22 protein-coding genes are annotated in these 20,124 nt (G+C 63.5%); 10 read left to right on the top strand and 12 right to left on the bottom strand.

The genetic code is table 11. The annotated features are described in order from the left end of the window. Window positions 1-58: 58 nt before the first annotated feature. The 5 genes from NKI22_RS17090 to hutI all read right to left on the bottom strand — a co-directional run bounded on the left by NKI22_RS17090 (window position 59) and on the right by hutI (window position 6,425). Window positions 59-646 carry a HutD/Ves family protein gene (locus NKI22_RS17090; protein WP_352791654.1) on the bottom strand — a complete coding sequence of 196 codons (588 nt, stop codon included), beginning with the start codon at window positions 644-646 and terminating at the stop codon, window positions 59-61. An 8-nt stretch (window positions 647-654) separates the two neighbouring features. After that, a complete protein-coding gene (gene hutU, locus NKI22_RS17085) occupies window positions 655-2,325 on the bottom strand; it encodes a urocanate hydratase (protein WP_352816021.1) in 1,671 nt (556 codons plus the stop codon). A 32-nt stretch (window positions 2,326-2,357) separates the two neighbouring features. Beyond that, on the bottom strand, window positions 2,358-3,167 hold the full coding sequence (gene hutG, locus NKI22_RS17080; RefSeq protein ID WP_352816023.1) for an N-formylglutamate deformylase: 810 nt from the start codon (window positions 3,165-3,167) through the stop codon (window positions 2,358-2,360). 490 nt (window positions 3,168-3,657) lie between these two features. Continuing rightward, on the bottom strand, window positions 3,658-5,193 hold the full coding sequence (gene hutH / locus NKI22_RS17075; RefSeq protein WP_352495270.1) for a histidine ammonia-lyase: 1,536 nt from the start codon (window positions 5,191-5,193) through the stop codon (window positions 3,658-3,660). Then, complete coding sequence (hutI, locus tag NKI22_RS17070) at window positions 5,190-6,425, bottom strand: imidazolonepropionase (RefSeq protein ID WP_352495269.1); 1,236 nt, start codon at window positions 6,423-6,425, stop codon at window positions 5,190-5,192. The genes hutH and hutI overlap by 4 nt, the downstream gene beginning before the upstream one ends. A 98-nt stretch (window positions 6,426-6,523) precedes the next feature. Here hutI and NKI22_RS17065 point away from each other — a divergent pair, with 98 nt between their 5' ends. Both NKI22_RS17065 and hutC read left to right on the top strand, forming a co-directional pair. Further along, window positions 6,524-7,876, top strand: coding sequence for a formimidoylglutamate deiminase (locus tag NKI22_RS17065; RefSeq protein WP_352816038.1), 1,353 nt, complete (start codon window positions 6,524-6,526; stop codon window positions 7,874-7,876). Then, a complete protein-coding gene (gene hutC / locus NKI22_RS17060; RefSeq protein WP_352816025.1) occupies window positions 7,873-8,634 on the top strand; it encodes a histidine utilization transcriptional repressor HutC in 762 nt (253 codons plus the stop codon). The genes NKI22_RS17065 and hutC overlap by 4 nt, the downstream gene beginning before the upstream one ends. Before the next feature lie 136 nt (window positions 8,635-8,770). Here hutC and NKI22_RS17055 read toward each other — a convergent pair whose 3' ends face one another. Continuing rightward, window positions 8,771-9,115 (bottom strand): RidA family protein, encoded by a 345-nt coding sequence (locus NKI22_RS17055; RefSeq protein WP_023674415.1) that lies wholly within the window; start codon window positions 9,113-9,115, stop codon window positions 8,771-8,773. A gap of 212 nt (window positions 9,116-9,327) precedes the next feature. On the opposite strand from NKI22_RS17055, the gene aztA reads away from it, so the two are divergent. From aztA to NKI22_RS17035, 4 genes are all read left to right on the top strand, one after another. Further along, window positions 9,328-10,143, top strand: coding sequence for a zinc ABC transporter ATP-binding protein AztA (gene aztA / locus NKI22_RS17050; protein ID WP_352816027.1), 816 nt, complete (start codon window positions 9,328-9,330; stop codon window positions 10,141-10,143). After that, a complete protein-coding gene (gene aztB, locus NKI22_RS17045) occupies window positions 10,143-11,018 on the top strand; it encodes a zinc ABC transporter permease AztB (protein WP_352481316.1) in 876 nt (291 codons plus the stop codon). The genes aztA and aztB overlap by 1 nt, the downstream gene beginning before the upstream one ends. Before the next feature lie 22 nt (window positions 11,019-11,040). Next, window positions 11,041-11,967 (top strand): zinc ABC transporter substrate-binding protein AztC, encoded by a 927-nt coding sequence (gene aztC / locus NKI22_RS17040; RefSeq protein ID WP_023717198.1) that lies wholly within the window; start codon window positions 11,041-11,043, stop codon window positions 11,965-11,967. Window positions 11,968-12,153: 186 nt separating this feature from the next. After that, window positions 12,154-12,492: a protein tyrosine phosphatase family protein gene (locus NKI22_RS17035; RefSeq protein ID WP_352816029.1), complete on the top strand. Its 339-nt coding sequence runs from the start codon at window positions 12,154-12,156 to the stop codon at window positions 12,490-12,492. Between the two features lie 350 nt (window positions 12,493-12,842). Here the strand turns inward: NKI22_RS17035 and NKI22_RS17030 are convergent, their stop codons facing one another. Continuing rightward, complete coding sequence (locus NKI22_RS17030; RefSeq protein ID WP_352816030.1) at window positions 12,843-13,310, bottom strand: Lrp/AsnC family transcriptional regulator; 468 nt, start codon at window positions 13,308-13,310, stop codon at window positions 12,843-12,845. A gap of 153 nt (window positions 13,311-13,463) precedes the next feature. Between NKI22_RS17030 and hppD the strand changes: the two genes are divergently transcribed. The 3 genes from hppD to NKI22_RS17015 all read left to right on the top strand — a co-directional run bounded on the left by hppD (window position 13,464) and on the right by NKI22_RS17015 (window position 15,247). Further along, window positions 13,464-14,579 (top strand): 4-hydroxyphenylpyruvate dioxygenase, encoded by a 1,116-nt coding sequence (gene hppD / locus NKI22_RS17025; protein WP_352851947.1) that lies wholly within the window; start codon window positions 13,464-13,466, stop codon window positions 14,577-14,579. A 69-nt stretch (window positions 14,580-14,648) separates the two neighbouring features. Further along, on the top strand, window positions 14,649-14,873 hold the full coding sequence (locus NKI22_RS17020) for a type II toxin-antitoxin system Phd/YefM family antitoxin (protein WP_023717195.1): 225 nt from the start codon (window positions 14,649-14,651) through the stop codon (window positions 14,871-14,873). After that, entirely contained in the window at window positions 14,870-15,247 is a 378-nt protein-coding gene (locus NKI22_RS17015; protein WP_023717194.1) for a type II toxin-antitoxin system VapC family toxin, read from the top strand. Before NKI22_RS17020 ends, NKI22_RS17015 begins: the two co-directional genes overlap by 4 nt. On the opposite strand, the gene NKI22_RS17010 is transcribed toward NKI22_RS17015, so the two are convergent. The 5 genes from NKI22_RS17010 to hmgA are packed head-to-tail and all read right to left on the bottom strand — an operon-like array spanning window position 15,248 to window position 19,391. Beyond that, entirely contained in the window at window positions 15,248-15,802 is a 555-nt protein-coding gene (locus NKI22_RS17010; protein ID WP_023717193.1) for a DinB family protein, read from the bottom strand. A gap of 4 nt (window positions 15,803-15,806) precedes the next feature. Next, on the bottom strand, window positions 15,807-16,100 hold the full coding sequence (locus tag NKI22_RS17005) for a hypothetical protein (RefSeq protein ID WP_023717192.1): 294 nt from the start codon (window positions 16,098-16,100) through the stop codon (window positions 15,807-15,809). Beyond that, on the bottom strand, window positions 16,097-17,119 hold the full coding sequence (locus NKI22_RS17000) for a fumarylacetoacetate hydrolase family protein (RefSeq protein WP_023717191.1): 1,023 nt from the start codon (window positions 17,117-17,119) through the stop codon (window positions 16,097-16,099). The genes NKI22_RS17005 and NKI22_RS17000 overlap by 4 nt, the downstream gene beginning before the upstream one ends. A 48-nt stretch (window positions 17,120-17,167) precedes the next feature. Continuing rightward, on the bottom strand, window positions 17,168-18,067 hold the full coding sequence (locus NKI22_RS16995; RefSeq protein ID WP_352481276.1) for an MBL fold metallo-hydrolase: 900 nt from the start codon (window positions 18,065-18,067) through the stop codon (window positions 17,168-17,170). Window positions 18,068-18,077: 10 nt separating this feature from the next. Then, window positions 18,078-19,391 (bottom strand): homogentisate 1,2-dioxygenase, encoded by a 1,314-nt coding sequence (hmgA, locus tag NKI22_RS16990; RefSeq protein ID WP_352640013.1) that lies wholly within the window; start codon window positions 19,389-19,391, stop codon window positions 18,078-18,080. Between the two features lie 137 nt (window positions 19,392-19,528). On the opposite strand from hmgA, the gene NKI22_RS16985 reads away from it, so the two are divergent. Beyond that, window positions 19,529-19,978 carry a MarR family winged helix-turn-helix transcriptional regulator gene (locus tag NKI22_RS16985; protein WP_023717189.1) on the top strand — a complete coding sequence of 150 codons (450 nt, stop codon included), beginning with the start codon at window positions 19,529-19,531 and terminating at the stop codon, window positions 19,976-19,978. Window positions 19,979-20,124 lie beyond the last annotated feature (146 nt).

Genomic DNA, 20,124 nt, shown 5'->3' with positions numbered 1-20,124 from the left:
GCAGGGACCAGCTTACGCAATATTTGACCGGCGTCTCGATCATGTTTGGAAACAGGCGTTAATCGTTGCCGGCAATGCGATCGATGCGGATCACGAACAGCATCGCCGGCCGGACGGGATCAAGGCGCAGTTCCGGCGCTTGCGGCCCGAGCAACAGCGCATCGAGCGGCCCCAGTTGCACGGGCGCGGCGCCGGCCACCCTAAGCTCGCCGTCGAGGGACAGGATGAGTGTTTCATCGGCTCCAAACCGGATTTTCGTCGGAGCCGAAATCAACAGGCGCTCGACCTGGTGGATCGCCCGGGTCCGGCGGGTCATGACGTTGAGGTCGGTGATCGGACCGGCGATCAGCGTCGCTTGCGTTGGCACGTCGGCCGGAAAGGCAAGCGGTGCGGAAGCCTTGGTGATTTCGACCGGCGGCCGGCCGGCGATATCGAGGACCATGCCCTCGCCTTCCAGCAAGGCCAAAGTCCGGTCGACGCCGGGAAAGCCGGAAAACGGGCCGCCGCCCTCGACCAGCGCCATCGAGACGCGCCAGTCGAAATCGTCGAGCCCAGCACCTGCCGGCGAGACGGCAATCTCCGTCGTCACGCCGCCGCCGTTCTTCCACGGCATCGACCGGTATTCCGAGGCCCGAAGGATGCGCAAGGCGCGGCTCAGCCCAATATGCCGGGCAGGTTGAGCTGGTTCTCCCTGGCGCACTCGATCGCGATGTCGTAGCCGGCGTCGGCGTGACGCATGACGCCCGTCGCCGGATCGTTCCACAGAACCCGCTCAAGGCGCTTGGCCGCCTCACGCGTGCCGTCGGCGACGATAACCATGCCGGCATGCTGCGAAAAGCCCATGCCGACGCCGCCGCCATGGTGCAGCGACACCCAGGTGGCACCGGACGCGGTGTTGAGCAAGGCGTTGAGCAGCGGCCAGTCGGAGACGGCATCGGAGCCGTCCTTCATCGCCTCCGTCTCGCGGTTCGGCGAGGCGACCGAGCCGGAATCGAGGTGGTCGCGGCCGATGACCACCGGTGCCTTCAGTTCGCCGCTGGCGACCATCTCGTTGAAGGCGAGGCCGAGCCGGTGGCGGTCGCCAAGGCCAACCCAGCAGATGCGGGCCGGCAACCCTTGGAAGGCGATGCGCTCACGCGCCATGTCGAGCCAGTTGTGCAGATGGGTGTTACCAGGAGTCAGCTCGCGCACCTTGGCGTCGGTTCTGTAGATATCCTCGGGATCGCCGGAAAGTGCTGCCCAGCGGAACGGGCCGATGCCGCGGCAAAACAGCGGACGGATATAAGCCGGCACGAAACCCGGGAAGGCAAAGGCATTCTCAAACCCCTCCTCCTTCGCCACCTGGCGGATGTTGTTGCCGTAGTCGAGCGTCGGCACGCCGGCGTTCCAGAACGCCACCATCGCCTCGACATGCTCGCGCATCGACGCGCGGGCAGCCTTTTCGACCGCCTTCGGGTCGCTGGTGCGCTTCTCGCGCCATTCGGCCAGCGACCAGCCCTTGGGCAGATAGCCGTTGAGCGGGTCATGCGCCGAGGTCTGGTCGGTGACGATGTCGGGGCGTACGCCGCGCCGCACCAGTTCCGGCACGATGTCGGCGGTGTTGCCGACCAGGCCGACCGATTTCGCCTCACCGGCTTTGGTCCAGCGCTCGATCTTCTCCAGCGCCTCGTCGAGGGTGTCGGCGCGCTCATCGACATAGCGGGTGCGCAGCCGGAAATCGATGCGGTCGGGATCGCATTCGACCGCCAGGCAGCAGGCGCCGGCCATGACCGCGGCGAGCGGCTGGGCACCGCCCATGCCGCCGAGGCCGCCGGTCAGGATCCATTTGCCTTTGAGATTGCCGCCATAGTGCTGACGGCCTGCCTCGACGAAGGTCTCGTAGGTGCCCTGCACGATGCCTTGCGTGCCGATGTAGATCCATGAGCCGGCCGTCATCTGGCCGTACATCATCAGGCCCTTTTTATCGAGCTCGTTGAACTTCTCCCATGTCGCCCAGTGCGGCACGAGATTCGAATTGGCGATCAGCACGCGCGGCGCATCAGGATGGGTGCGGAACACGCCGACCGGCTTGCCGGATTGCACCAGCAGCGTCTCGTCGTCGCCAAGCGTCTTCAGCGAGGCAACGATGCGGTCGAAATCGTTCCAGGTGCGCGCCGCCCGGCCGATGCCGCCATAGACGACCAGTTCGTTGGGATTTTCGGCGACGTCCGGATCGAGATTGTTCATCAGCATGCGCAACGGCGCTTCCGTCAGCCAGGTGCGGGCGTTGAGCTCGCTGCCGCGCGGGCTGCGCACTTCACGGATATTGTGGCGAGGATCGGTCATGATTGTCCCTTTCGAGTGAGGTGCGCCGTGCGTCAGCGTTCAGCCCAGGCGATCGCCGTTTCCAGGATCTTTCTCAGCGTGACGCGGATCGGCGCTGCGAATTCGGCGTCGTAAGGCACCGGCCAGTTATCCGGTTCGCCCTTGCCTTCGGGCTCGCGCAGATAGCCACGGTTGGAGAGCTCCATCTGCAGCGCGTGGACGCCGGCTTGCGGCTGGCCGAAATGACGCGTGATCCAGCCGCCCTTGAAGCGGCCGTTGACGACGAAGCTCTCGCCGGTTTCGGCGACAATCTGCGTGACTTTCTCCTGCACCGCCAGATCGGCGCTCTTGCCGTCATTGGTGCCGAGATTGAAGACCGGCAATTTGCCTTCGAACAGGCGCGGCAGCACCGAACGGATCGAGTGGCAGTCATAGACGACGATCTTCCCGTGCAAAGCGCGCAGCCTGTCGATCTCGGCCTGCAACGCGGCATGATAGGGCACGAAGAATTTTTCGCGGCGTTCGTTGATCTCAGACGGCCCCGGCTCCTCGCCTTCGCGGTAGAGCGGATCGCCGTCGAAGGTCTCGGTCGGGCAGAGCCCAGTCGTCGTCTGGCCGGGATAGAGCGAAACGCCAGACGGATCGCGGTTGACGTCGATGACGGTGCGCGAGATCGCCGTATGCACGATGGTCGCGCCGAGGTCTTCTGCGAAGTCATAGAGCTTGTCGATCCACCAGTCGGCGTCACGGCGGCCGAGCCAGAGCGAGATAAGTCGGTTGTCGAGGCCGGCCAGATCGATGCCGGTATGCGGGATCGAAACCAGCAGGGGTGCCGTGCCTCGGGTGACGGTGAGCCAAGTCATGAGAAGTCTCCGCGCGTTGGAGCTCTACGGCGCCCCCCTCTGCCCTGCCGGGCATCTCCCCCACAAGGGGGGAGATTGGCAGCTGCGGCGCCTCGCTCAGTCCTGCAACGTTGGAGATTGGCGAAAGCCAGTGTAACGGCCAATCTCCCCACTCGTGGGGGAGATGCCCGGCAGGGCAGAGGGGGGCGCGGCAGAACGCGACCTTGCAATTGTCCGTGAACACCGACCTCGCTTTTTGCCGGCCGTGTCGTATTTTGTTCTTGCTTTGTGCCGGCAGCTATGCTACTAATATGGGTATGGTGATGATTGTCACCGACGACCCGCCCTTGAGGCGGGTTTTTTGTTTTTGACTTTGAAAATTTCGGTATTGCCGGGCTGAGGTTGGCGGGACAGCGCCGCCCTCTGTCCTGCCGGACATCTCCCCCACTTGGGGGGAGATCAGCTGGCGTCGAGGGTTTCGCCAACGTCCGACCTGTGGCGGCGTACAGTCTCACGACGTCACTCCCGGCAGCTTTACCGCGCTTGCCGCTTCCACCGCCGCGCCGCTGCGTACCATGGCGATGGCCTTCTCCATGTCGGGATGGAAGTGCCGGTCGTTGTCGAGATGCGGCACCTCTGCCCTGACCAGCCGGCGCACCGCCTCCAGTGCCGCGCTCGAGGCCAGCGGGGCATGGAAATCGCAGCCTTGCGCCGCGGCCAGCAATTCGATGCCGATGACGGCCGTCGCATTCTCGACCATGCCGATGAGCCGGCGCGCGCCATGTGCCGCCATCGAGACGTGGTCTTCCTGGTTGGCCGAGGTCGGGATCGAATCGACGCTGGCCGGATACGCCTTTTGTTTGTTTTCCGAGACGAGCGCCGCGGCTGTCACTTGCGGGATCATGAAACCGGAATTCAGACCCGGCTTGGGCGTCAGAAAGGCCGGCATGCCCGACAGCGCCGGGTCGACCAGCATGGCGATGCGCCGTTCCGACAGCGAGCCGATCTCGCAGACGGCGAGCGCGATCATGTCGGCGGCGAAGGCCACCGGCTCGGCGTGGAAATTTCCGCCAGAAAGCGCTGTGTCGTCCTCGGCAAAGATCAGCGGATTGTCGGTGACGCCATTGGCCTCGGTGCCGAGCGTATCGGCGGCCTGACGCAGCACGCTGAGTGCTGCGCCCATCACCTGCGGCTGGCAGCGCAGGCAGTATGGGTCCTGCACGCGCTCGTCGCCGACGCGGTGCGATTCACGGATGGCGCTGCCGGCCATCAAATTACGCAACGCCTCGGCCGTCTCGATCTGGCCGCGATGTTTCCTGAGCAGATGGATGCGTGGATCGAACGGCGCGTCGGAGCCCTTGGCGGCATCGGTCGACAACGCGCCGGCGACCAGCGCTGACTGATAGAGCACTTCCGCCTCGAACAAAGCCGCCAGCGCATAGGCGGTCGAAAACTGCGTACCGTTGAGCAGCGCAAGGCCTTCCTTGGCGCCCAATATCACCGGCTCCAGGCCGTGCGAGACAAAGGCGACCTTGGCCGGGAAGCGGCCATGCGGGGTAAAGCATTCGCCGACACCGATCATCACCGCGGTCATGTGCGACAGCGGCGCGAGGTCGCCGGAAGCGCCGACCGAGCCTTGCGCCGGCACCACGGGGATAACGTCGTTGGCCAGCATCGCCTCGAGCAGCTCGATCGTCCGCGGCCGCACGCCGGAGGCGCCCTGGGCCAGGCTGGCCAGCTTCAGCGCCATCATCAGCCGGCAAATTGCCAGCGGCATCGGCTCGCCGACGCCGGCGGCATGCGACAGCACGATGTTTCGCTGCAGCGTCTCGAGGTCGGCGGCGGGGATGCGCACGCTGGCCAGCTTGCCGAAGCCGGTGTTGATGCCGTAGACCGGCTCGCCCTTGGCAACGATCCTGGCGACGGCCTCGGCGCTGGCCTTGATCTTCGGCCGGCAGGCATCGTCGAGCCTCAGTGCGGCGCCGCGATAGATGGCGCGCCAATCGGCCAGCTTGGCATTGCCTGGCCTGAGCTTGAGTTCGGTCATTGTCCCCTCCAGATGCGGGCATGCAGCGGGTTGAAGCCCATGCGGTAGACGAGTTCGGCCGGGCGTTCGACGTCCCAGATCGCCAGATCGGCGGATTTTCCGACCTCCAGCGTACCGGTCTGTCCAAGCAACCCGAGCGCGCGGGCAGCCTCGCGCGTGACGCCGGCAAGGCATTCATCGACGGTCAGGCCGAACAATGTCGCCGCCATGTTCATGGTCAGCAGCAGCGAGGTCAGCGGCGAGGTGCCGGGATTGTTATCGGTGGCAACGGCCATCCTGACGCCATGCTGGCGAAACAGGGCGATCGGCGGCTTCTTGGTCTCGCGGATGAAGTAGTAGGCGCCGGGCAGGATGGTCGCCACGGTTCCTGCCTTCGCCATCGCCGCCGCGCCCGCCTCGTCGGTATATTCGAGGTGATCGGCCGATAGCGCACCATAGCGTGCCGCAAGTTCCGCGCCGTGCAGATTGGACAGCTGGTCCGCATGAAGCTTGACCGGCAGGCCCGCCGCCTTGGCCGCATCGAACACGCGAGAAATCTGCTCCGGCCAAAAGGCGATGCCTTCGCAAAAGCCGTCGACGGCATCGGCCAGGCCCTCGGCAGCGACGGCCGGCAAAATCTCGTTGGCGACAAGATCGATAAAGGCGTCCTTGTCGCCTTTTGCTTCGGGCGGCAGCGCATGAGCGCCGAGGAGAGTGGTTCTGACCGTCACCGGCCGCTCACCGCCCAGCCGTCGCGCGGCGCGCAGCGACTTCTTCTCGTTTTCGAGGTCGAGACCGTAGCCGGATTTGATCTCGACGGTGGTGACGCCTTCGGCGATCAGCGCGTCGAGGCGTGGCAGCGACTGGGCGACCAGCTCGTCCTCGCTCGCGGCGCGCAGTGCCTTGACCGAGGAAACGATGCCGCCGCCGGCCTTGGCGACCTCCTCATAGGTGGCGCCGGCCAGCCGCATCTCGAATTCATTGGCACGGTTGCCGGCATGGACCAGATGGGTGTGGCAGTCGATCAAGCCAGGCGTGATCCAGCGGCCTTCGCAGTCCGTCGCCTCGGCGCCCTCGCGGAGTGCTGCCGGCATGTCGGCTTCCGACCCGGCATAGACGATCCGGCCGTTGCGCACGGCGATTGCACCGTGCTCGACGACGCCTAACCCGGCGCTGCTATCAGCCATGGTCGCGAGGCGCGCATTGCGCCAAAGGCGAAGCTCCCGTGCCCGGTTTTTGCTCTCTCCAGCCATCATCTTTTCCGTTTCAATCGGGAGTTATTATGTATATACATATCAAAAGGCACTGCAAGCGCTATCATCACATGGCCAACCGGGATTTGGAGAAAGACGTGACGGCGATTTTTGCGGAACAGGCACTTCTGCCCGACGGCTGGCGCAGCGATGTGCGGATCGTAGTCTCCGACGGCAAGATCGCAACGGTCGAGGCGGATACCTCGCCTCTGCCTGGCGACGAGCGCCATTCTATCCTTTTGTCCGGCATGCCGAACCTGCACAGCCATGCCTTCCAGCGCGGCATGGCCGGCCTTGCCGAATTGCGCGGCCCTTCCGCCGACAGTTTCTGGAGCTGGCGCGAGGTGATGTATCGTTTCGCGCTGTCGATGACGCCGGACCAGGTCGAGGCGGTCGCGGCGCAACTCTATGTCGAGATGCTGGAGGCCGGGTTCTCGCGCGTCGGCGAGTTTCACTATTTACACCACGACCGCGACGGGCGGCCCTATGCCAATATCGCCGAGATTGCGGAGCGCATCGTTGCCGCAGCGTCCGAGACAGGCATCGGGCTGACTTTGCTGCCCGTCTTCTACGCGCATTCCTCTTTCAACCGCGCTGCGCCAAATGAAGGCCAGCGGCGATTCATCAACGATGTGAACCAGTTCTCGCGGCTTGTTGAGAAAAGCCGCGAATCCCTTCGCGCGTCGACTCAGGCTGTCGTCGGCGTGGCCCCACACAGCCTGCGTGCCGTGGCACCCGAGGAACTGGAAAACATCACGGCGATGGCGCCGGAGGGGCCGATCCACATCCACATCGCCGAGCAGATGAAGGAGGTCGAGGACTGCCTTGCCTGGTCCGGGGCGCGGCCGGTCGAATGGCTGCTTGCCAATGCCAAGGTCGACCAGCGCTGGTGCCTCATCCACGCCACCCACATGACCGACACCGAGACGACCGATATGGCGAAAAGCGGCGCCGTTGCCGGCCTTTGCCCGATCACCGAGGCCAATCTCGGCGACGGCACCTTTGCCGCGCCCCTTTTTATGCAGCATGGCGGCCGCTTCGGCATCGGCTCGGATTCCAACGTGCTGATCGGCCTGCCCGACGAGTTGCGCCAGCTCGAATATTCGCAGCGCCTCGCCCACCGCGCCCGCAACGTGCTGGCGGTGGCCGGCGGATCGACCGGTCGCGCGTTGTTCGATGCGGCGCTCGAGGGTGGCAGTTCCGCGCTGGGCGCCGGCGCCTCGCGGATCACCGCTGGTTCCTCGGCCGATTTCGTCTCGCTCGACGGCAAGCAGCCATCGCTGGCCGGCAAGGCAGGTGATGCGATCCTCGACGCCTGGATTTTTGCCAACGGCACCAAGGTCGATTGCGTCTGGGTGCATGGCAGGAAACTGGTCAGCGACGGCAGGCATGCCAGGCGCGATGCCATTGCCGAGCGCTTCCGCAAGGTGATGACGGCGCTTTCGACATGAGCATGATCGAGACAATAGGCGCGGATTCTGGAAGCGCGGACGGCGGCGAGGCGCTTTCGCTGCACCAGCGCATCCTGTCGGACATCAGCGAGCGGATCCTGTCGGGCGCCTGGGCGCCGGGCCACCGCATTCCGTTCGAGCATGAACTGACGGCCGAGTACAAATGTTCGCGCATGACGGTGAACAAGGCGCTGTCGCAACTGGCCAAGGCCGGGCTGATCGAGCGCCGGCGCCGTTCGGGCAGTTTTGTCCGCCGGCCGCAATCGCAGGCGGCGGTCCTGGAAATCCACGACATCCGGATCGAGGTCGAGGCGCTTGGCCTGCCCTACCGCTATGAGCGCATGGCGCGAAACAGAAGGCGCAGCGGCGCCGACGACCGCGCCCTGCTGGAACTCGACGTCGCCGGGCCGGTGCTGGTGCTGGAGTGCCGGCATTTCGCCGGCAACCGGCCGTTTGCCCACGAGCAGCGGCTGATTAACCTGGCCGCCGTGCCGGAGGCCGCCGAAGAGGCGTTTCTCGACACGGCGCCCGGTCCGTGGCTGATCGGGCGTGTGCCATGGAGCGCCGCCGAGCATCGCATCCGCGCGGTTGCCGCGGAAAGGCCTATCGCGGCGGCGCTCGACATCGCGACCGGCGCGGCATGCCTGGTGATCGAGCGACGGACATGGAGCGCCGAGCACCCCGTCACCCACGTCCGGTTCACCTACGCGGCAGAGAACCACACGCTGGTGGCGCGGTTCACGCCGTCGCAGGGGTGAGCATTTGAGGGTCAGACCCCCTCACCCGGATTGCCCCGAGGGGAGAGGAGATCGCTGGTGCCAGCGCCAGTCTCTTCTCCCCTTGGGGAGAAGGTGGCCGCGAAGCGGCCGGATGAGGGGGAACCTACGGAGCGCCTCAAATCGCCGCGGTAACAATGATCTCGACCAGATATTCCGGTCCGGCAAGTTTGGCCTCGCCGGTGGCGCGGGCCGGCGTGTTGCCCTGTGGTACCCATTTGTCCCACTCCGCGTTCATCTCGGCAAAGGTGCTCATGTCGGCCAGCCAGATGATCGCCTGCAGGATCTTGGTCTTGTCGGTGCCGGCCTTGGCCAGCAATTCGTCGATCGCCGCCAGAATGTCCCTTGTCTGGGCACCGACGTTTCCGCCCGGCTTGCCGACCTGACCGGCCAGATAGACGGTGTTGCCGTGGATGACGATCTGGCTCATGCGCGGGCCCACATCGATGCGACGAATGCTCATTGGATATTCCTTCTTCTCTTGCCAGTTGCGCCTGTTTAGGGGCCAGGTTCGCCGGGGGCAAGGCCGCTCGGGCGGAACTTCTTGAGCCAAGCCAAAGCACACAACATGACGGCCCGGCCGCAATTCCGCCCGATTGGCTTGTTGACTAATGTAATAACATCACATATCGAATCCGCCCCTGCAGCACCGATCGTCGCCCCATGGATCGTCACATGAGCCAAACCTGCCTAACCTTCCGCGACCTGACGCTGGGCTATAACAGCCATCCTGCGATCCACCACCTCGACGGCACGATCCGCAAGGGATCGTTGACGGCGGTCGTCGGCGCCAACGGCTCCGGCAAGTCGACGCTGATGAAGGGCATCGTTGGCGTCCTGAAGCCGATGGCCGGTGCGGTGATCCGGGCGCCGGGCGTGCGCGCCGCCTACCTGCCGCAGCAGTCCGAGCTCGACCGCTCCTTTCCGGCCCGGGTCGTCGACCTGGTTTCGCTTGGCCTGTGGCCGCGGCGTGGCATGCTCGGCCGCTATACAAGGGAAGATCGCGACTCGGTCAGCAAGGCGCTGATGGCCGTCGGCCTCGGCGGTTTCGAGAAGCGGCCGATCGACACGTTGTCGGGCGGCCAGCTGCAGCGCACGCTGTTTGCCCGCGTGCTGTTGCAGGATGCCGAGCTCATCCTGCTCGATGAGCCGTTCAATGCCGTCGACACGAAGACCGTCGGCGACCTGATCGCACTGATCAAGCGCTGGCATGGCGAGGAGCGTACGATCATGGTGGTCGTCCACGATCTCGACCTAGTGCGGCAGAATTTCCCCGAAACACTGCTCCTGGCGCGCCAGCCGGTCGCCTGGGGCGAGACCAGAGAGACGCTGCGGCCGGAGAATTTGTTGCGCGCGCGCCGCTTCCACGAAGCCTGGGAGGACAACGCGCCATGGTGCGAGCCTGGCGAGCATGATCACAGTGTGCACGATCACAGCAGCCACGAGCATAGCCATGACCATCATCACGGCTCCGGGCCGAGGGCGGCATGATGGACGTGCTTTACGGTCTTTTCGTCGCCCCGTTTGCCGACTACGCCTTCATGCAGCGGGCGCTCGCCGGTTCGATGATGCTGTCGCTCGGCGCCTGCCCGGTCGGCGTGTTCCTGATGCTGCGGCGCATGAGCCTGTCCGGCGACGCCATGGCCCATGCCATCCTGCCGGGTGCTGCCGCCGGCTTCCTGTTTTATGGCCTGGAGATCCTGCCGATGACCATCGGCGGACTGATCGCCGGCATCATCGTGGCGCTCGGCGCCGGCGCCGTCTCGCGCTTCACCATCCAGCGCGAGGACGCCTCGATGGCGGCCTTCTATCTGATTTCGCTGGCGATCGGCGTGCTTATGGTGTCGATCCGCGGCTCCAGCGTCGATCTCATGCATGTGCTTTTCGGCACCGTGCTGGCGCTGAACAACGAGGCGCTGACGCTGATCGGCGGCATCGTCGTGGTGACGCTGGTCAGCCTCGCCATCTTCTGGCGAGCGCTGGTCGCCGAATGCCTCGACCCCTTGTTCCTGCGCTCGGTCAGCCGGATGGGCAGCCCGGTGCATTTCATCTTTCTCGGCCTCGTCGTGCTCAACCTCGTCGGCGGCTTCCAGGCGCTCGGCACCTTGCTGTCGGTCGGGCTGATGATGCTGCCGGCAGCGGCGGCCCGCTTCTGGACCTCGCGCGTCGAGCCGATGTGCGTGCTGGCGACAGTGATCGGCTTTGCCTCTTGCATTGCCGGGCTGCTGTTGTCCTATCATGCGTCGCTGCCCTCCGGCCCGGCCATCATCCTGTCCGCCGGCGTCGTCTATTTCGCCTCGATCCTGTTCGGGACGCGCGGCATCCTGCGCGCCCGCATCATCCATCACCGCCACAGAACTGCCTGATCCCAACGAAGGAGACTTGTCCATGCTGAAATCGATCCGCGCCGCTTTGGCCGTGAGCGTTATAACATTAACCGCCTTTGGCGCATCTTCGGCTTTCGCGGAGCCGTTGAAAGTGGTCGCCAGTTTCACCATCATCGGAGACTTCGCCAAGAATGTCGGCGGCGACCGGATCGATCTGACCACCATCGTCGGGCCGAACGGGGATGCGCATGTCTACGAGCCGAGCCCAGCCGATGCGGTGGCGATGGCCAAGGCCGACATCGTGCTGGTCAACGGCCTGCATTTCGAAGGTTTTCTGCAGCGCCTGGTCGACGCCAGCGCAACCAAGGCGACCGTCGCCGTGCTGACCAAGGGCGTCACGCCGATCAATTTCAAGCCCGAATTCGCCGAGGCCGACGCCCACGCCGATGGTGAGACGGCAACCGATCCGCACGCCTTCCAGTCGATCGCCAATGCCAAGATCTATGTGAAGAACATCGCCGACGCCTTCTGCACGGCCGACGCTGCGGGTTGCGACAGCTACAAGGCCAATGCAGCCGCCTATACGCAAAAGCTCGATGCGCTCGAGGGCGAGGTACAGGCAGCGATCCAGTCGATCCCGCAAGAGAAGCGCGTCGTCATCACCTCGCATGATGCCTTCGGCTATTTCGAGCAGGCCTACGGCTTGACGTTCCTGGCCCCGGAAGGCGTGTCGACCGAGTCGGAGCCCTCCGCCGCCGACGTCGCCAAGCTGGTCAGCCAGGTGAAACAGGACAAGGCGGCGGCGATCTTCGTCGAGAACATCACCAATCCGCGGCTGATCGAGCAGATCGCCAGCGAGACCGGCATCAAGGTGGGCGGCACGCTCTATTCCGATGCGCTCTCACAGCCCGACGGCCCGGCCTCGACCTATATCGACCTGATGCACAACAACATCGCCCAGATCAAAGGCGCGATCCTCGGCAGCTGAACCGACCGATCCGGTTCATCCAGCCGGGCTGGCGCATGATGCGTCCTGGCGACATGCGGCGTTAGCCCGGCTGGATTTCCGGCATCGAAATCTCTATCTGGGCGGATGGATTTCTTTTCGCGCGGATTGCCGACCGGGTCAGGGAGTGGCAAGACTGCCGCTAACCAGATTGCGAGGACCCCAGCCATGGAATACCGTCAGATCAGCGAGGACTATTCGGTCTCGGGCCAGATCCAGCCCGAGGATGTCGCGACCATCAAGGCCGCCGGCTTCAAGAGCGTGATCTGCAACCGGCCGGACGACGAGCAGGCCGGCCAGCCATCGGCCGACACCGTCAAGGCGGCGGTCGAGGGCGCCGGGCTCGCCTTCCGCTACATCCCCGTCATCAGCGGCCAGATCACGGCCGAGAATGTCGAGGACCAGGCTGAGGCGCTCGACGAACTCGAAGGCCCGGTGTTCGCCTATTGCCGGTCCGGCGCCCGCTGCACCAATCTCTATGGGCTGATCCAGCAATCGAAAGGGTGAGAGGCGTTCCGATCGTTAGTGACGCCGCCGTCTGGCTGTGACCCGCCGCAGCCAGAAGAATGCGACGAGCAAAGCGACGTATAGCGCAAGATCGACGAGCGCAATCGTAGCGACCAAAAGTACGATGAAGCCCGCAAGACATATCGGAAAGCCGACACCGCACCACCAGCGCGCCTTCGGGTGAGTGAGTTCGACCCAGCCATAGGGCCATGAAGGCCAGGGATTGATCCGAAAGCTCAGGTCCAAGGCCTCCGGATTATGCGCGATGTGGATTAGGCTATGGCGTAAGGAACCATCCCGCCTATAAAAATGATGAAACCAGCGATCTGAAAGGTGGTCATGGCTTGAACTCAAATCGGCAGAGCACCGGTTTCCTTCAGTGTCTCCAGCACGATCGCCGTCTTCACATGCTGCACCGATTCATGCGGGAGAAGCACGCTGTTGACGAATTCCGACAGCGACTTCAGGTCCGGCGTCACCACTTTCAATATATAGTCCATCTCGCCGGTCAGCGCGTGCGCTTCCTGCACTTGCGGCAGCCGCGCCACTAGTTCGCCGAAACGCCGCGCATTGTCGCGGTTGTGGGTGGCGAGCGTCACCGAAATGACGTTGACCAGGGAAAAGCCGAGCTTGTCGCGGTCGAGCACCGCCCGGTAGCCCTTGATATAACCGTCTTCCTCCAGCCGCTGGCGACGGCGCGAGCATTGCGACGCGGACAGGTTCACCCGTTCCGACAAATCGTTGTTGGTCAGCCGTGCATCGCCCTGCAGCAGAGCCATTATCTTGCGGTCAAACTGGTCGATGCGCGCGTCATCCATGAATATCCGCTCCGCAGTGCACAACTCGCGCATGATAAGACCATTTCAAGCGTTTGAATGCAAGCAATTTGCACTCGCTCCGCGCTATGATTGCGCTCAGATATGGCCGACGCGGCTAATGCCAGATTTCGGGCCAGATTTCGGAGCAATGCCATGGGTCCCTTCCCGCACGACGCACCGCCCGCCAAGATCAGCAAAACCAATCCCGCCGGCACCGACGGCTTCGAATTCGTCGAATTCGCGCATGCCGAGCCGGAAAAGCTCGCCGAGCTTTTCACCCGCATGGGCTACGTGCCCGTGGCCAAGCACCGCAGCAAGGACATCACCGTCTGGCGGCAGGGCGACATCAATTATGTCGTCAATGCCGAGCCCGGCTCGCATGCAATGAAATTCGTCGACAAGCACGGCCCTTGCGCCGCCTCGATGGCTTGGCGTGTGGTCGATGCCAAGCATGCGTTCGATCATGCCGTTGCCAAGGGCGCGACGCCCTATGAAGGCGCCGGCAAGTCGCTCGACGTGCCGGCAATCGTCGGTATCGGCGGATCGCTGCTCTATTTCATCGAAACCTATGGCGAGAAGGGCTCGGCTTACGACGCCGAGTTCGACTGGCTGGGCGAGCGCGATCCCAGGCCGGAAGGCGTCGGCTTCTATTATCTCGACCACCTGACCCACAATGTCTATCGCGGCCAGATGGACAAATGGTGGGATTTCTACCGCGACCTGTTCGGCTTCAAGCAGATCCATTTCTTCGACATCGACGGCAAGATCACCGGCCTGGTCAGCCGCGCCATCACCTCGCCCTGCGGCAAGATCCGCATCCCGCTCAACGAGTCCAAGGACGAGACCAGCCAGATCGCCGAATATCTGAAGAAGTACAATGGCGAGGGCATCCAGCACATCGCCGTCGGCACCGACGACATTTACGGCGCCACCGACAGGCTGGCCGCCAACGGCCTGAAGTTCATGCCGGGCCCGCCCGAGACCTATTACGACATGTCTTATGCCCGCGTGAACGGCCATGAAGAGCCGATCGAGCGCATGAAAAGGCACGGCATCCTGATCGACGGCGAAGGCGTCGTCGACGGCGGCACGACCAAGATCCTGCTGCAGATTTTTTCAAAGACTGTGATCGGGCCGATCTTCTTCGAGTTCATCCAGAGGAAGGGCGACGAAGGTTTTGGCGAGGGCAATTTCCGCGCTCTGTTCGAATCCATCGAGCAGGACCAGATCAAGCGCGGCGTGCTTAAGGTGGGCGGCAAGGCAGCGTAGCCAGTTCGGCCGAGGTGCCTTGTGGTTTGATCAGTTATGACCTAAATTCTGGTCATAAAGGATCGAGTCATGAATGTTTCCATTGCCGAAGCCAAGGCCAAATTGTCGGAACTCGTCAGCCGTGCGGAAGCCGGCGAGGAGATCGTGCTCACACGCCACGGCAAGGTGGCGGCGCGTATCGTACCTCCGGCAGTGGCCGAATCCCTGCCGCGTATCGGCGCATTGAAGGGCAAGATCTGGATTGCGGACGATTTTGATGAACTCGGTCCCGAGTGGGATGAGTACGTGAAATGACGGTCGGCCCGTTTCTCGCCGACACACACATCATCCTCTGGTCGATTTCGGACGATCGGCGTCTCAGCGAGCACCACCGCGCTATTCTGGCTTCGGAAGCGGTGGTGTTCGCGAGCGCGGCTAGCGTCTGGGAAATTGCCATCAAACGCTCGATCAGAAAACTCGATGCGCCGGACGACCTGCCAACGCTGCTTCCAAGGATGCAATTTCAGCCGCTCGCCGTAACCTTCCAGCACGCAAACGCCGTCGGCAGCCTACCCCACCACCATGGTGATCCGTTCGACAGACTTCTGATTGCGCAGGCGCAAATGGAGAATCTCACCATCCTTACATCCGACCCGCATTTCGCCAGTTACGATGTGGCTTTGGCATAATTAGCCAAGCAGTTGGTCTCGCAGTCCCAGCCGCTCGACTTCGGCTTTCCTCAACTTAACATCGTAATCGAGGAAGAACTCGTCGAGTTGTGGCGGTTTCACCGAGGTGCCAGACAGCATCGCGTGCACCTGGCCGCGATGATGGATGTCGTGGATGAAGAGATGGGCGAGCAAATCGCCGATCCGCTCCGGTATCATGCCGTCCTCGCGCCGATCAGTGACGACGCGGCGTTCGAGATCGTCCGCCGACAGGCGGTCGCAAAAAGCGATCAGCCGCCGGTCGGCCTCCGCCCGCTTGCCAAAGAGCGCGTCCGCTTCGTCGAAGCGCAAGAACTCATCATAGGCCGCGGCGCCGACGCCGCCCTCTTCGAGAAAATCGAGATAGAGGTGATCGACCGCCAGAATGTGGTTCAGCGTTGCCTTGATCGACGGGAAGAAGCTGGTTCGCTCGGCTTCGAATTCACCAGGCTTAAGCTGCAGTACGGCGCCATAAAGCCGGTCGTTCGACCAGAGATTGTTGCGCGCCATGCGGCGGAAATGGTTCAGCAGGTCCATGACTTCACGCAGCTGACCGGACCAACGACAAGCCTGCCCCCATTAGCAGGAATCCAGCGAGAACAATCAGCAGCAGCCCGATCATGCGCCGCCGCATGCCTTGTGTTTCCTGGTCACGCGCGACGTTCGTGTTGGTGACGGTGTGAAACATCATCGCCTTGCGCGGAAAGCCGCTGCGGTTGGTCAGGCCGGGCGAGCGCGCCTCGATGCGATAGCTCAGCCGGATCGCCTGGATGAAGATCGCCAGCATGACAAGGGCCCAGACACCGCACAGGAGATAGAATGTCTCGCCTGTCATTCTCTTGCCCCCTCGTATTTCTCGACCTTCTGCTCGATGGCGCCGAAGATCGAATGCCCGCCCCTGTCCTTCATCTCGATGCGCACGGTATCGCCAAAGCGCAGAAACGGCGTCTTCGGTTCGCCGGCTTCGATGGTCTCGATCATACGCAACTCGGCGATACAGGAATAGCCGGCGCCGCCCGCCGAGACAGGCTTGCCCGGCCCGCCATCGAGCTTGTTGGAGACGGTGCCCGAACCGACGATGGTGCCGGCGGCCAGCGGCCGCGTTTTTGCGGCATGGGCAATCAGCGCCGGAAAGTCGAAGGTCATGTCGATGCCGGCGTTCGCCCGGCCGAACGGTTTGCCGTTGAGATCGACCAGCAGCGGCAGGCTGACCTTGCCGCCGTCCCAGGCATCGCCCAGTTCGTCCGGCGTCACCGCAACCGGCGAAAAGGCTGATGACGGTTTCGACTGGAAGAAGCCGAACCCCTTGGCAAGCTCGGGTCCGGTCAGGCCGCGCAGCGTCACGTCGTTGACCAGCATGACCAGCCGGATCGCTGCCCGCGCCTCGTCGAGGCCAGCGCCCATCGGCACGTCATCGACAATGACGGCGACCTCGCCTTCCAGGTCGATGCCAAGGGTCTCGTCGATCATGCGGATTGGGTCGCGCGGTGCGAGGAAGGCGTCCGAGCCGCCCTGGTAGATCAGCGGATCGGTCCAGAAGCTTGCCGGCATCTCGGCGCCGCGCGCCTTCCGCACCAGCTCGACATGGTTCACATAGGCCGAGCCGTCGGCCCATTGGTAGGCGCGCGGCAGCGGCGAATGGGCGTCGTGCTCGTGAAAGCGAGCCGACGGCACCGCATTGTTCTCCAGCGATTCGGCCATGGCGGTGAGATGCGGCGCGATCCGACGCCAGTCATCGAGCGCGGCCTGCAGCGTCCGCACCAGGAACGACGCATCGGTAAACCGCGTCAGGTCGCGCGAGACGACGACGAGTTTTCCGTCGCGCGTCCCGTCCTTCAAGGTGGCAAGCTTCATGCGGTTTCCTCTCCTGGCGCAGCTTTGGTGCTGCTTTGATTTTTTGTTCTAGGCATGATCTCTTCCGAAAACCGGTTTCCACTTTTCGAGATCATGCTCCAGCCCCACAACAAGGCCGTCGCGGGCGATCGTCAAGTCGCCGGCCCATGTTTTCCTGACGGCGGCAATCCAGTCGGCCTCGCCGATCTCGGGATCGTCGGCGGGAATGAGATGGTTGAGGACCAGTCTTTTGACGCCTGCATCGCTGGCGATGCGGCCCGCTTCCTCGGCAAAGCTGTGGCTGGCAAGCAGGTGTTCCCTCAGTCTTGCACCGTTGCCGGTCTTCGCGACCAACCGCTCGATGCCCTCTTCCAGCATGGCCTCGTGGACCAGGACGTCGGCGCCTTCGGCGAAATCCGACAATGGCGGAAAGAACGCCGTATCGGACGAGAAGACGATGCTTTGCCCGGCTTGCTCGAAGCGCAGCGCAAAGCAGTCCGTCACCGGCGGGTGGTCGACACGCAAGGCCGATATTTTGAGACCGCGCTCTTCCGCCACCTGCCCTTCACCAAACTCGACAATCGAGACCAGGTCGCGGAGATCCGGCCGCCCTTCGTCGGCGATGCGGATCTCGATGTCGAACTCCATCGCCTGGCAAAAGCGCTGCCAGTAGTAGCCGATGCCGGGCGGGCCGAATACGGTGACCTTTGTCCCCAGGCCGGCCGTCCATGCGGTGTGGATCAACGGTCCGAGTTCCAGCACATGGTCTGAATGCAAATGCGTGATGAAGATCAGGTCAAGCGCCTTCAGACTGACGCCGGCATCGGTCAGCCCGCGCGTTACGCCCAGCCCGCAATCGACGACGAGGGTGCGGCCGCCAATCTCCAGCAGCGATGAACTCGGCCACGGTCCGCCCGGCCGGAGCGCCGGACCACCCTTCGAGCCAAGAAGCACCAGACGATCCATCATGCGACGGCGCTCAAGACCAGTCGCCCTCGGGCGTGCCGTTGAAGCGTTTCTTCAGATCGGCCCAGCAGTCGATATAATTGTCCTGCCGGGTTTCGAGCTCGGCGCCATAGCGGGTCACCATCTGCGGGAAGCGTGTCTCGAACATGAAGGCCATGGTGTTGGCGAGCTTGACCGGTTTCAGCTCCGCGCGCGAGGCCTTTTCGAAGCCAGGCGCATCGGGTCCGTGGGCCAGCATCATGTTGTGCAGGCTGATGCCGCCGGGCACAAAGCCCTCTTCCTTGGCATCGTACTGACCATGGATCAGGCCCATGAACTCGCTCATGATGTTGCGGTGATACCACGGCGGGCGGAACGTATTTTCGGCAACCAGCCAGCGCGGCGGAAAGATGACGAAATCGATATTGGCAGTGCCTTCCTCGCCGCTCGGCGCGGTCAGCACGGTGAAGATCGATGGGTCGGGATGATCGAACAGGATCGCGCCGACGGGGGAAAACGTCGCAAGATCATATTTGTAGGGTGAATAGTTGCCGTGCCACGCCACCACATCGAGCGGTGAATGATCGATCTCGGTGACATGGAACTGGCCACACCATTTCACGATCAGCCGACAGGGCGTGTCCTTATCCTCGAACCAGGCGCAGGGCGTCTTGAAATCGCGCGGATTGGCCAGGCAATTGGCGCCGATCGGGCCGCGATCCGGCAGCGTCAGCTTGGCGCCGTAATTCTCGCAGACATAGCCGCGCACTTCGGCATCCAACAGTTCGACCTTGAACACCAGGCCACGCGGTAGCACGGCGATCTCGCCTGGCGTGAGTTCGATGACGCCCATCTCGGTGATCAAGCGCAAGGCTCCAACCTGGGGCACGACCAGCAACTCGCCGTCGGCGTTGAAGAAATGGTCGTCGGCCATCGAACGGTTGGCGACATAGACATGTGCCGCCATGCCGGTCTGGCCGAGCACGTCGCCGGCGGTGGTGATCGAGCGCATGCCGGCGATGAAGTCTGTCGGCTCTTTCGGCATCGGCACGGGGCTCCAGCGATACTGGCCGAGAGCGAGCTGGTGGTCGCCGACGTTCGGCGCGCTTTTCCACAGCGGATAATTCGCCGCTTTGAAGCGACCGGTATGCCTGACGCTCGGCCTTATCCGATAAAGCCAGGAGCGCTCATTGGTGCCGCGCGGCGCAGTGAAAGGAGAGCCCGAAAGCTGCTCGGCGTAGAGGCCGTAGGCCGGCCGCTGCGGCGAGTTGCGTCCTTGCGGCAGCGAGCCCGGCAAAGTCTCGGTCTCGAAGTCGTTGCCGAAACCCGGCATGTAGGAATAGGCCATGGCATCCTCCCTGGATACTGACAGAGCGCGCTCCTCGCCTCCGATGGCTGCGGCACTCAAGCATTGACCAAACTGGTTTCATCTGTAACCATTGAAAATGTAACTATCAACCGCGGCGTCTGCCGGGATACAAAATCATGGACGTCCTGGAACTCGAAAGCTTCCTGCCCTACCGGCTCTACCGTCTCGCCGATGCCGTCAGCCGGGAATTCTCCAGGATATACAAGGACCGTCACGGCCTGACCCGACCCGAATGGCGCACGCTGGCCGGGCTCGGCCAGCACGGCACCATGACCGCGACGGAACTCGGCGAGCAGTCGGCCATGCACAAGACCAAGGTTTCGCGAGCCGTCGCCGAGCTCGAACGGCGCCGCTGGCTCACTCGCACACCGGATGGAAAAGACAGGCGGGTCGAGCATCTGACGCTGACCCGAGCTGGCCTTGTCGCCTATCGCGAGATGGTGCCGCTGGCTAAAGCGTTCGAGCTGGAATTGCTTGCGAGGCTGAGCACGGAACAGCGAGCGGCCGTTGTCAGCGGAGTGGCGGCCCTGGAGATGGCGTTGCCGGATCGACGAAAGGAGCTGTGAAAGCTGCTACGCAGCGATCGTTCACACCCCCTCTGTCCTGCCGGACATCTCCCCCTCGAGGGCAGGGGAATCGCATATGGCGATTTTGGGGTTGAGTTTAGGCTGAGAAAGGATTCTTTGGAGAGGCAGGTGAGCGAAGGAGCGAC

The sequence above is a fragment of the Mesorhizobium sp. M0778 genome, from assembly GCF_040320105.1.
In the GTDB taxonomy this organism is placed as follows: domain Bacteria; phylum Pseudomonadota; class Alphaproteobacteria; order Rhizobiales; family Rhizobiaceae; genus Mesorhizobium.
Note: the sequence above shows the minus strand (reverse complement) of the source record. Positions and strands in the feature narration are given on the sequence as shown.

What these genes read in the sequence shown, in the direction of transcription:
- NKI22_RS17030 (WP_352816030.1), bottom strand. Translation starts at nt 13,310, where the DNA reads ATGGATGACGCGCGCATCGACCAGTTTGACCGCAAGATAATGGCTCTG.
- NKI22_RS17005 (WP_023717192.1), bottom strand. Translation starts at nt 16,100, where the DNA reads ATGACAGGCGAGACATTCTATCTCCTGTGCGGTGTCTGGGCCCTTGTC.
- NKI22_RS17015 (WP_023717194.1), top strand. Translation starts at nt 14,870, where the DNA reads ATGACGGTCGGCCCGTTTCTCGCCGACACACACATCATCCTCTGGTCG.
- hutC (WP_352816025.1), top strand. Translation starts at nt 7,873, where the DNA reads ATGAGCATGATCGAGACAATAGGCGCGGATTCTGGAAGCGCGGACGGC.
- hmgA (WP_352640013.1), bottom strand. Translation starts at nt 19,391, where the DNA reads ATGGCCTATTCCTACATGCCGGGTTTCGGCAACGACTTCGAGACCGAG.
- NKI22_RS16985 (WP_023717189.1), top strand. Translation starts at nt 19,529, where the DNA reads ATGGACGTCCTGGAACTCGAAAGCTTCCTGCCCTACCGGCTCTACCGT.
- NKI22_RS17035 (WP_352816029.1), top strand. Translation starts at nt 12,154, where the DNA reads ATGGAATACCGTCAGATCAGCGAGGACTATTCGGTCTCGGGCCAGATC.
- hutG (WP_352816023.1), bottom strand. Translation starts at nt 3,167, where the DNA reads ATGACTTGGCTCACCGTCACCCGAGGCACGGCACCCCTGCTGGTTTCG.
- aztB (WP_352481316.1), top strand. Translation starts at nt 10,143, where the DNA reads ATGGACGTGCTTTACGGTCTTTTCGTCGCCCCGTTTGCCGACTACGCC.
- NKI22_RS17000 (WP_023717191.1), bottom strand. Translation starts at nt 17,119, where the DNA reads ATGAAGCTTGCCACCTTGAAGGACGGGACGCGCGACGGAAAACTCGTC.
- NKI22_RS16995 (WP_352481276.1), bottom strand. Translation starts at nt 18,067, where the DNA reads ATGATGGATCGTCTGGTGCTTCTTGGCTCGAAGGGTGGTCCGGCGCTC.
- hutH (WP_352495270.1), bottom strand. Translation starts at nt 5,193, where the DNA reads ATGACCGAACTCAAGCTCAGGCCAGGCAATGCCAAGCTGGCCGATTGG.
- NKI22_RS17055 (WP_023674415.1), bottom strand. Translation starts at nt 9,115, where the DNA reads ATGAGCATTCGTCGCATCGATGTGGGCCCGCGCATGAGCCAGATCGTC.
- hppD (WP_352851947.1), top strand. Translation starts at nt 13,464, where the DNA reads ATGGGTCCCTTCCCGCACGACGCACCGCCCGCCAAGATCAGCAAAACC.
- hutI (WP_352495269.1), bottom strand. Translation starts at nt 6,425, where the DNA reads ATGGCTGGAGAGAGCAAAAACCGGGCACGGGAGCTTCGCCTTTGGCGC.
- aztC (WP_023717198.1), top strand. Translation starts at nt 11,041, where the DNA reads ATGCTGAAATCGATCCGCGCCGCTTTGGCCGTGAGCGTTATAACATTA.
- aztA (WP_352816027.1), top strand. Translation starts at nt 9,328, where the DNA reads ATGAGCCAAACCTGCCTAACCTTCCGCGACCTGACGCTGGGCTATAAC.
- hutU (WP_352816021.1), bottom strand. Translation starts at nt 2,325, where the DNA reads ATGACCGATCCTCGCCACAATATCCGTGAAGTGCGCAGCCCGCGCGGC.
- NKI22_RS17010 (WP_023717193.1), bottom strand. Translation starts at nt 15,802, where the DNA reads ATGGACCTGCTGAACCATTTCCGCCGCATGGCGCGCAACAATCTCTGG.
- NKI22_RS17020 (WP_023717195.1), top strand. Translation starts at nt 14,649, where the DNA reads ATGAATGTTTCCATTGCCGAAGCCAAGGCCAAATTGTCGGAACTCGTC.